This window comes from Sporosarcina sp. P7 (assembly GCF_002743425.1).
Classification (GTDB): domain Bacteria; phylum Bacillota; class Bacilli; order Bacillales_A; family Planococcaceae; genus Sporosarcina.
Genome location: NZ_PDZF01000004.1, coordinates 203,220 through 212,330, shown reverse-complemented (window position 1 = coordinate 212,330; position 9,111 = coordinate 203,220). Strand labels below are relative to the sequence as shown.

Sequence of the window (9,111 nt, the reverse complement as noted above, 5' to 3'; positions counted from 1 at the left end):
CAAGAGATGGAGAAGAAAGGATTTATTAGCGGCTATCCGGACGGCAAATTCCGGCCGAATGAGCCGATTAGCCGAAAGCATGTAGCGGCATTGCTTGATCAGGCACTGAAGCTATCAAAAGCAAGTAAAAAGTTGATTTATAAAGATGTGCCACTAAGTCACCCGTACTATCAGCCCATCATGAATTTGACACAGGCTGGAATCGTGAGCGGGGGCTTAAATCAGAAATTTAATCCGAATGCACCGGTAACACGGATTCAGATGGCAAAAATTTTAGATTTGGCATTCCGTTTTCGTTTTGATGAGCAGCCTGGTGGCTTTCATGATTTAGATATCGAGCATTGGGGCTTCATCCACGCGCATGCGCTACTGGCGAATGGTGTAGCAAAAGGCGAAAAAGATAATTTTTATCCGAACCGCCCGGTGACACGTGCACATTATGCGGAGTTTTTGAGTCGTGCACTAAAAGTAGGCATCACACCTGTTGAAATAGGAACAGTGAGCAAAGGGCAAGTGCTGGATCTTATACACCGCACACCGGTTGAAGTAGAAGGGGTTATGATCAGGGGAATGTTAGCGAACAAAAAGTTCAGTGAAATTCGTTCCCAGCTACTGCCTTATGCAACTGCTAGATTCGCAGATGTTCAAATGAAGCCAGATTATCAATATGTTTGTTCCGAATGCGATACATCTTTCTTCCCGTTCTATGTATCAGAATTATCGTTCCGTCTACATTTTTCGCAGCCAAGCAACGACACGCTGACCATTCACACGATTTTGCTGGATTCAGACGGACCGGTATCAGGCGGATTCTTCGTTGATTATATATTTAAGAAGGAAAGCGGTAAATGGAAAATACATGATTTGAAGTACACCCGGATTGGCAAGCGGAACTTTGAACTCACGAAAGATGAAGCGGAGCAAATCTTGATTCGTGATTATTCATATTATAAGCCTGTTTATGCGCGGTTCATCTCCCAGTCAGAGGCAAGAGGTCGAGATGAGAAGAGCGGTGAAATGTATACGTACAAAGAATACCGGTTTGATATTCAGTCAAGTTACGGCCTTAGTACTGTGGTGGTGCGGTCGGATAACGGCTATTATGAGAGATATTGACAATAAAAGAAATGCCCAGCGGGATACCGACATTCTAAAGTTTCAGGTACTAGATCCTGACACTTTTCAGCATTGTGCCTGAACCCCATGCTTTTATAAAAAACAAAAATCTAGATGAAAGCTGTTAATAGCCTTCATCTAGATTTTTTTATAAACTTGAAATGAGTTTGTTGTCCAATAACTTATTAGCGGCTGTTGAACGGGAAACATCTAAAACCTTGTAGAATACAACCAAAGTGATAGGGAGAGCAGTTATACATCACATGTATAGAGGGAGGAATTACATTGTTAAATTTCACAGTCGGTCCTGTCACACTTGATAAAGAAGTGCTGAAAATAGGGTCCAAACAAATGCCTTACTTTAGGAATGCAGAATTCTCTACTATAACATTAGAAAGTGAAGAGTTGTTAAAGCAAAGTATGAACTCTCCTTTAGATTCTAAAGTTGTTTTTTTAACTGCCTCAGGTACAGCTGCAATGGAAGCAACCGTTTTAAATTTGTTTGATAAAGAAGATAAGTTGCTTGTTGTCAATGGAGGAGTTTTTGGTTCTAGGTTCTCAGAGATTTGCCAAGTCCATAGTCTAAATTATAAAGAGATTAAATTAAACTTCTTTGAAGATTTAACTCATGGAGATTTAATTCCTTACGGTAAAAAAGGTTTTACCGGCCTTCTTATTAATTTACATGAAACTTCTACAGGTGTACTTTATGATATAAACTTGGTGAAGGAGTTTTGTGAAAAAAATCATTTACTCCTAGTGATAGACGCAATTAGTTCCTATTTAGCCGATCCTTTTGACATGGAAGGAAGTAATGCTAATGCAGTTATTATAAGCTCTCAGAAAGCATTAGGGCTCCCGCCGGGTATGTCCTATGTGGTGCTTGATAAAAAATCACAAGATCGTGTGAGAGAAATTTCCTTTAAAAGCGTATACTTCAACTTCAACAAATACTTGTCTGACGGTAAAAGAGGTCAGACTCCCTATACTCCAGCCGTAAGTAATTTGTTACAATTGAATAAAAAATTGAAGTATGTTGATAAAAAGAGTGTGACAAAAATCATTCAAGAAACTAGAGAACTAGCAGTTCATTTTAGAAATGAAATTATCAAGTTGCCTTTTGAAATTCCAGCGAAAAATCCTTCAAACGCATTAACAGCTTTACGTCCACTTGGATCAATAAGTCCTGAATCAGTTGTTCAATCGCTTAAGATGAATAGTGATATATATGTAATGCCTAACGGAGGAGAATTAAGTTGTAAGATATTCAGAGTCGGACATCTCGGTGCTATTACTATCGAAAATAACCAATATCTACTAGATGAAATAAAGAAAAATTTAAAAACCATTTCATAAGGAGAGGGTTATATTTGAAAGCTATATTATTGGCTGCTGGAAGAGGAACAAGAATTAGCGAGTATATTGGCGATGTACCCAAATGTTCACTTGATATAAGAGGGAGTTCATTAATCCGTCATACTGTTGAATTATTCCAACGAAATAAAATTGAAGTTACAATTGTTGTTGGATATAAAGCGGATATTATTAAGGATCTTTTATGCGATCTCGATGTTACATATTATTTCAATCCATTTTATAGTGTTACAAACAGTATAGCCTCTTTATGGTTTTCGAGAAACGAATTTAAAGATGAAGATATTATCATAGCGAATGCAGATGTATACTTTGAGCAGATTATGTTAGACAAACTACTAAGCTCTAGGCATGAACAAACTTTACTAATGGATTCAACTAGTAAACTAGATTATCTTTTCTATTGTAATGATAATCGGCTAATCGGGCATGGTAAAGAATTAAAAGTATATAGTGGAGAATATGTCGGCATAGCAAAAATCAAGAAAATATTTTTGGGGAAGTTTGTAGAGAGACTGGATGAACTAATAAAAGAGCAAAATCACAATTTTTGGTGGGAAAACGTTTTATATTCATTTATAAATGAGATAACTATAAATGTTGTAGACGTTAACGGTATGTTTTGGTCAGAAATAGACGTCATAGAAGATTATCAAAGAATCCTTGAATTTCGGAGAAACACTGAATTTGGGTACCAGGTACCGACACTATGATGATCCAGAAAATATCTGTATATAAGGGACAATCAGACTAGTGTTGGGACTTGGCACTATTTTACACACAAAAACCTCCTGCGACCAAAATTAGTCGCAGGAGGTTTTTAGCTGGTTTATATACTTAACAGTCGCTTCATAAACAGCCGGAGCTGCATGCAGTCTGACCTGTTCGAGTAATTCATCGTGATCTTGGAACGGCAGAGTTTCTTCGTTGCCATTACACTTGCGACGGTAACGATCTTCATTAATCGAGTACGTGCCGTCGTTTGTTACTTTGGCGATGAGCAACTCTTTGTTGAATGAAGATTCGGGGCTGTGGTGGATCTGTTGTTTGACGTGGTCCAAGTGTGTCCAGTCGATTACGTCGGGATAGAGACCATAGCGACGTTCCCAGCCATTGTCCGTCAGTTGTTCAAATACCAATGTGCCTTTTTCGGTCGCTTCGCTCCGCAACCGGAATGTACCAGCAGGCGAAGTGACAGGATCGCCATCCAGTGCAACGGGTTGCATGACGAGGTTGCTGCCGAAACCACTGTCGATTAGGTATAGTGTATCTTCGTATTCGAGCAAATTCACGACATGTGTACGATCGAGGACATAGTGATCGCGTGGTGGCGGTGCCCAGATAGTGGCTGCTGCGAGGTATACGGGAAAACCTAAATCTCTGAGAACGATATACAGCAGACCATTCAGCTCGTAGCACAAACCACCGCGTCCGTGTCTAATCATTTTATTTTGAAGACATCGCTCGGTAATAGGTTCTTCATTCGCCAGTAGCACGTCCAGATTTTCAAATGCGAATTGCTGGGCGAAGAGCGTCTGAACTTGGCTGATTTGCTCAAGCGGCGTACCGTTAAGTGTCAATTGGTCCGAAATCCATTGCACTATATTTCATCCGTCCTTTCTTCAGTAGTGATAACTACATCATATCAAACTTTCTTGAGATGATAAAAGTATGGCACTTTTTTATGATTGCGAATAAACTTGCTTTTGGCTACAAATATATTATAAATATAATGAAACTATTTTCAGATTTCCCCGTCTGTACGTTGATCTATGATTATATAATAGAAAGGAAGGAACACGATGAAAAAGATTTGGATAACATTTGGCACGGTGGCTCTTGCCCTCAGCCTGCCATTATCGAGTATGGCTGCAAGCAACCAAAAGTTTACGGATGTTCCCGAAACCAAGCACTTTGCGGAGGCGGTCAATGAATTGGCCGAACGCCATATTATTACGGGATATGCGAACAGCTTATTTAAGCCGGGTAATCCAATCACGCGCGGACAGGCAGCGGCAATTATTGCGAAGTTAATGAAACTGAATCCTGATTACATGGTGAAGGATCCTGGATTCAAGGACGTCTCGAAAGCGAATGGCTATCATAATGCCATTGCCAAACTTGCGGAGCTCGAAGTGATTGGGGGCTATGAAGACGGACGTTTCGGGCCGAATGATCCCGTCAAACGAGGACAATTGGCTTCCATTCTGGTGAAAGCGTTCGATTTGCCGCGCTTTGCTTTTAACGCGGAAGAAAATCCATTCCATTACGTCAAGCCCAACACGTCGCATGGCGCGAATGTCTTAATTCTGCACAAACTCGGCATTACGACAGGCGTAACATCCGATAGATTTGGCATCAATGAATGGGTGACGAGAGGACAAGCAGCGAAGTTGATGCAACTAACGGAGCGTGTCCAACCTGAGACGTATTCCTTAGAAACATGGGGTCCGATGCTGCGTTTCTCGGAAATAATGACTGATGAGGACACGGATGAATTTGCGGTTAACTCGGAGGTGTATTATGCAGCCATTATTAAAGGCAGACAGACACCGTCAGGATATACCGGTGATCGCGTGCAAGTGACACCATTGAAAGAAGGAAGAGGAACGTTGCAGCTAGGCGGTAATTACGGTATGGAAAATCAAAATATCAAACGCTACTATCATAAATACTATGTGGATGTGAAGAAAGTCGACGGCAAATTGAAGGCGAAGTTAGTATACGCGAGCGATATATTGAAGACACGAGCGCGACTGAAACTGGCGGTGGATGAAAAGGTTGAAAACATTCATTTCGTGCGGACGAACGGGGAAGTCCTGTCCAGCAACATGCCGTTTGAAGGGTATACCGATTCGCCGGATGTGTTTATTCGTGTCAACAAGCCGGGCAACTTCATCGCGACAGTCCGCTTTACGAACGGAAAAGAAGCGCGCTATACGGTAGACGTGAAAGCGCCGACTACACATATGTTGTATTATAAAGTGAAGACGACAAAGATGTTAGACGCCAACTGAACTTGATTTTTGAAAATGGGTTGTAAAACATATTGAGACTAGAAACTGAAAAAGCGAGTTAACGTACCTGCAGGTGTTTTTCATTTACACCTATTTTATAGTAGACGAATTGGATGAATAGCATGCCGATCAATGGAGATAACGCGGCATTTTCAGCGCTCTTTGGTAACAAAACAAGTCCTGCCACTGTGGAGCTTACGAGTAATGAATTTCAAAATATCTTTTTTTGAAACCTTTTCTAAATATTACCGTCTGTACGGTGCGTACGTGATACAAGTACACAGCGCGTATTACGAATAAAGGAGAGAAACAATTGAAGAGAAAAATTACAGCTTCGTTCATCGCATTACTGCTTATAGTTGCAGTGATACCGTTTCAAGCACATGCGACTGAGTTTACGGACATGCATGGGCATTGGGCGCAAAAGGAGATCAAGTATTTATATGAACGCAATATTATTGGTGGATACCCAGACGGAACATTTAAACCAAATGAACCAATCACCCGTGCACAAGCATCTGCCATGCTCATTAAAGCTTTGAAGATTCCACTCGTGGAAAATCCTAAAGTGGTGTTTAAAGACGTTTCAAAGAAGTCATCGTATTATAAAATTCTTGCGACGGTGAATGAAAAAGGAATTCTTCGCGGGGATAATGGATTAATGCGGCCAGGCGAAGAGACATCACGAGCGCAAATGGCAGCAATTTTACGTCGTTCATTCGATATACCGTTCGATAAGCAGCCTACATTTGTCGATGTGGTTCCAGCGCACTGGGCGTATGCGGACATTAACGGGATTGCCAAACAACGCATTGCAGGCGGATCGGAAGGCAAGTATATGCCATCTCAATCGGTGACTCGTGCGCAGTTCTCTGCTTTTCTGGCAAGAGCGCTAGATGATTCGATGAAACTTGGAAAATATCATTCATATGTCAGTCAAAAAGGAAAAACGGTTGAGCAGAATGGTTTTTCTTACAGTATAAATAATGGATTGATGAAAAAAGATTTGAAAACGGGTAAAGATGAAATGATCTTGAGTAAGCAAGATTTCGAATCTAATGATGGGTTATGGATTAGTTACATGGAAGACTGGTTTGATTTGATTGTCTACAATGATGAAGTGTTTATCCCATATTTAAGTGCAATTAGCCAGGCTTCAGATTTGCCAAGTAAGTATGGTGTCATTCGAACACAAACTCAACGTATTACGGGAGCGGGAGATTCTCTCATTATGGCGTCTCTTTCCGGTGAAACTATGCGAAATTTATTTATTTGGAATGACCGCATTTTTTATACAAACGAAGCAACAAAGAGAGACTATTACCTAACGCCTAACATACCGAAAGATAGTAAATTGACACTACACTCCGTAGCTATGGATGGATCAGATAGAAAAAAAGAACGTGATTTTGATGCGAGAATCCTTTTCTATCAAGATCCAACAGAAAAAACATTTATCCTGAAAGAAAACCAAAACAATGCATCTGTGTTGTTTGATCATTCAACGATGTATTACTTTAATAAAACTGGTGTGTATAAATATAGTTTGCTTGATAAGAAGGTGAGTAAAGTATCGAGCATTCAAGGGAAACATATGTCGGTTACTGACACACAGCTAATCGTAACTGGACAAGATGGGAAGAAATATACATTTCGTTTAAGGTACCAGGTCCCGACACTATTCTGAATTGTGTCGGGACCTGGTACCTTCATCATGGTATACTACATCTATAGATAATCTAATGAGTAATAAATCATTTTTAGGAGGTCACCTCATGGAACTATTCAAGCAATACATAGCGGGGATCGATTCCCCGGAACATCGACAACGTATAGAGGAAGTGTTGGCTTGGGTTACTACTACATTCCCGAATTTGGAACCGCAAATGAAGTGGAATACACCGATGTTTTCCGACCACGGCACATTTATTATTGGTATTTCTACCGCAAAGCATCATATGAGTATTTCGCCTGAACCAGCGGGAATTACACGTTTTGCGGATGAAATTGCGGAAGCGGGCTATAGCGCTACAAGTGGCTTGTTTAGAATCAAGTGGAATGAGCCAGTTGATTACGGCTTGATGGAAAAATTAATTGAATTTAATATGCAAGATAAAATAAATTGTACAACGTTTTGGCGTAAATAAGGCCGTACTGATTTTAAAAGTGCGTATGTATGAAATGAACGAGAAAGTGGTAACATTCGTAAAAGTTTCATGCATAGGTGCTTTTTTGATGTGTAGAATAGCTGTTTCAGTTTGGACGACATAATTTGAAAGGTGAGGAGCATGTATGCGAACGGTTAGCCCAGAAGTTCAAGAATTGACCATTAAATCTCTAGAGTCCACTCATACTAAACTTTCAAATGCGTATAAGAGTATGACGGAAAAAGGCTCCAATACAACACTTGTTGAAAAAAGACGCGATGCGATAAAAGTGGGATTGGAAAGCGTAAAAGAAGTGTGGACGAATATAGATTTCTTTTATTCTAAAGAAGAAATTTTACAATCTAAGGATATTCTACAAAGCATCATTCCATCTATTGAAAAGCAATTAGCAAAAGCGAAGGATGGTAGTCCTCAAAAAACGTTGAATGAGCGTCGTGTAACCGCGCTCAAACTGGCAATTGAATCCTTAGCGGACCGTCTTCAATATGTTTTTTTTCCTCGGTGTAGTCATAACAAGTATTTTCCATGATATAAAAGCAAAATAATCATATTATGTAAACTGTCTAGAAATTAATGTGTACGTAATGAAAAATTCTTAAGACATTTAACTATCCACTCCTTCTACAATAAGTATATTTCCGAGGTAATATCTAGCTCTCGTAGTGGCTAAATATTATCTTATTTTTTATGGGCAGTAAAGGTTATGGAGTAAGGTTCAATACATGAAGGATTCAATAATATCCATTCTTAGTTTTGTGTGTTCATAATTTATTAAGCGAATAAAATTGGCATGACAAGTGACCAATTGAGCGTGTATGATAATTTTATTACTTGAAACTTTCTATGAATTCGCATAATAATTTCCATGCCCCATTATATTCGAGCAGTTTATATGATACAATACATATTATAATACTAAGAATTGAAAAGGGGTTGTTACGTATGTCAACGACAAACAATGCGTTAGTAAAGATTGCTGCTACTGCGAAATGGGAGGAAGGGGTTCGTTCTACGCATACAATCCGTGAATTTGAAGGATTTCCGATGGATGAGCCTGTTCATTTAGGCGGCACCGATACTGGGGCGAATCCACTTGAATTTATCGCAGCGGCATTGAATGGCTGTAAGGCAGTTATGATTCCATTAATTGCGAACGAACAAGACTTTGCTTTTTCAGCAATTCATTTTGATACGACAGGTATCGTGGATGCTAGAGGTTTGATGGGAGAAGAAGGTGTAAAAACACATTTCCAAAAAGTCCGTTTTGTTTGCGAAATTACTACGAATGAATCAGATGAAGCAATCGAGCAATTGAAAGCTGAAGTGGAAAGAAGATGTCCCGTATATAATCTATTCGCCGATGCAGGAATACCAGTAGAGTCGAAATGGATCAAAAAATAATTTAGCAACATTAAAACCGCGTGAAATCAAGTTAG

Annotated in this window: 9 protein-coding genes; 8 read left to right on the top strand and 1 reads right to left on the bottom strand. The window is 39.7% G+C overall.

Annotated features, from left to right (window positions below):
* The 3 genes from CSV60_RS06465 to CSV60_RS06455 form a co-directional block, all read left to right on the top strand.
* On the top strand, window positions 1-1,116 hold a 1,116-nt coding region (locus CSV60_RS06465; protein WP_143565325.1), incomplete at its 5' end, for an S-layer homology domain-containing protein.
* Between the two features lie 285 nt (window positions 1,117-1,401).
* Window positions 1,402-2,472 (top strand): pyridoxal-phosphate-dependent aminotransferase family protein, encoded by a 1,071-nt coding sequence (locus CSV60_RS06460; protein WP_099636390.1) that lies wholly within the window; start codon window positions 1,402-1,404, stop codon window positions 2,470-2,472.
* A 14-nt stretch (window positions 2,473-2,486) separates the two neighbouring features.
* Window positions 2,487-3,203: a phosphocholine cytidylyltransferase family protein gene (locus tag CSV60_RS06455; protein ID WP_099636389.1), complete on the top strand. Its 717-nt coding sequence runs from the start codon at window positions 2,487-2,489 to the stop codon at window positions 3,201-3,203.
* A gap of 90 nt (window positions 3,204-3,293) precedes the next feature.
* On the opposite strand, the gene CSV60_RS06450 is transcribed toward CSV60_RS06455, so the two are convergent.
* A complete protein-coding gene (locus CSV60_RS06450; protein WP_233189555.1) occupies window positions 3,294-4,091 on the bottom strand; it encodes an arylamine N-acetyltransferase family protein in 798 nt (265 codons plus the stop codon).
* A gap of 201 nt (window positions 4,092-4,292) precedes the next feature.
* Between CSV60_RS06450 and CSV60_RS06445 the strand changes: the two genes are divergently transcribed.
* The 5 genes from CSV60_RS06445 to CSV60_RS06425 all read left to right on the top strand — a co-directional run bounded on the left by CSV60_RS06445 (window position 4,293) and on the right by CSV60_RS06425 (window position 9,076).
* Complete coding sequence (locus CSV60_RS06445) at window positions 4,293-5,507, top strand: S-layer homology domain-containing protein (protein WP_099636387.1); 1,215 nt, start codon at window positions 4,293-4,295, stop codon at window positions 5,505-5,507.
* 313 nt (window positions 5,508-5,820) lie between these two features.
* Window positions 5,821-7,194 (top strand): S-layer homology domain-containing protein, encoded by a 1,374-nt coding sequence (locus tag CSV60_RS06440; protein WP_099636386.1) that lies wholly within the window; start codon window positions 5,821-5,823, stop codon window positions 7,192-7,194.
* A gap of 88 nt (window positions 7,195-7,282) precedes the next feature.
* A complete protein-coding gene (locus tag CSV60_RS06435) occupies window positions 7,283-7,654 on the top strand; it encodes an iron chaperone (protein WP_099636385.1) in 372 nt (123 codons plus the stop codon).
* 145 nt (window positions 7,655-7,799) lie between these two features.
* Window positions 7,800-8,204 (top strand): hypothetical protein, encoded by a 405-nt coding sequence (locus tag CSV60_RS06430; protein WP_099636384.1) that lies wholly within the window; start codon window positions 7,800-7,802, stop codon window positions 8,202-8,204.
* Between the two features lie 413 nt (window positions 8,205-8,617).
* Window positions 8,618-9,076, top strand: coding sequence for an OsmC family protein (locus CSV60_RS06425; RefSeq protein WP_099636383.1), 459 nt, complete (start codon window positions 8,618-8,620; stop codon window positions 9,074-9,076).
* Window positions 9,077-9,111: the final 35 nt, after the last annotated feature.

Coding starts and splice junctions, on each gene's coding strand:
- CSV60_RS06445 (WP_099636387.1), top strand. CDS start 4,293: ATGAAAAAGATTTGGATAACATTTGGCACGGTGGCTCTTGCCCTCAGC.
- CSV60_RS06435 (WP_099636385.1), top strand. CDS start 7,283: ATGGAACTATTCAAGCAATACATAGCGGGGATCGATTCCCCGGAACAT.
- CSV60_RS06430 (WP_099636384.1), top strand. CDS start 7,800: ATGCGAACGGTTAGCCCAGAAGTTCAAGAATTGACCATTAAATCTCTA.
- CSV60_RS06425 (WP_099636383.1), top strand. CDS start 8,618: ATGTCAACGACAAACAATGCGTTAGTAAAGATTGCTGCTACTGCGAAA.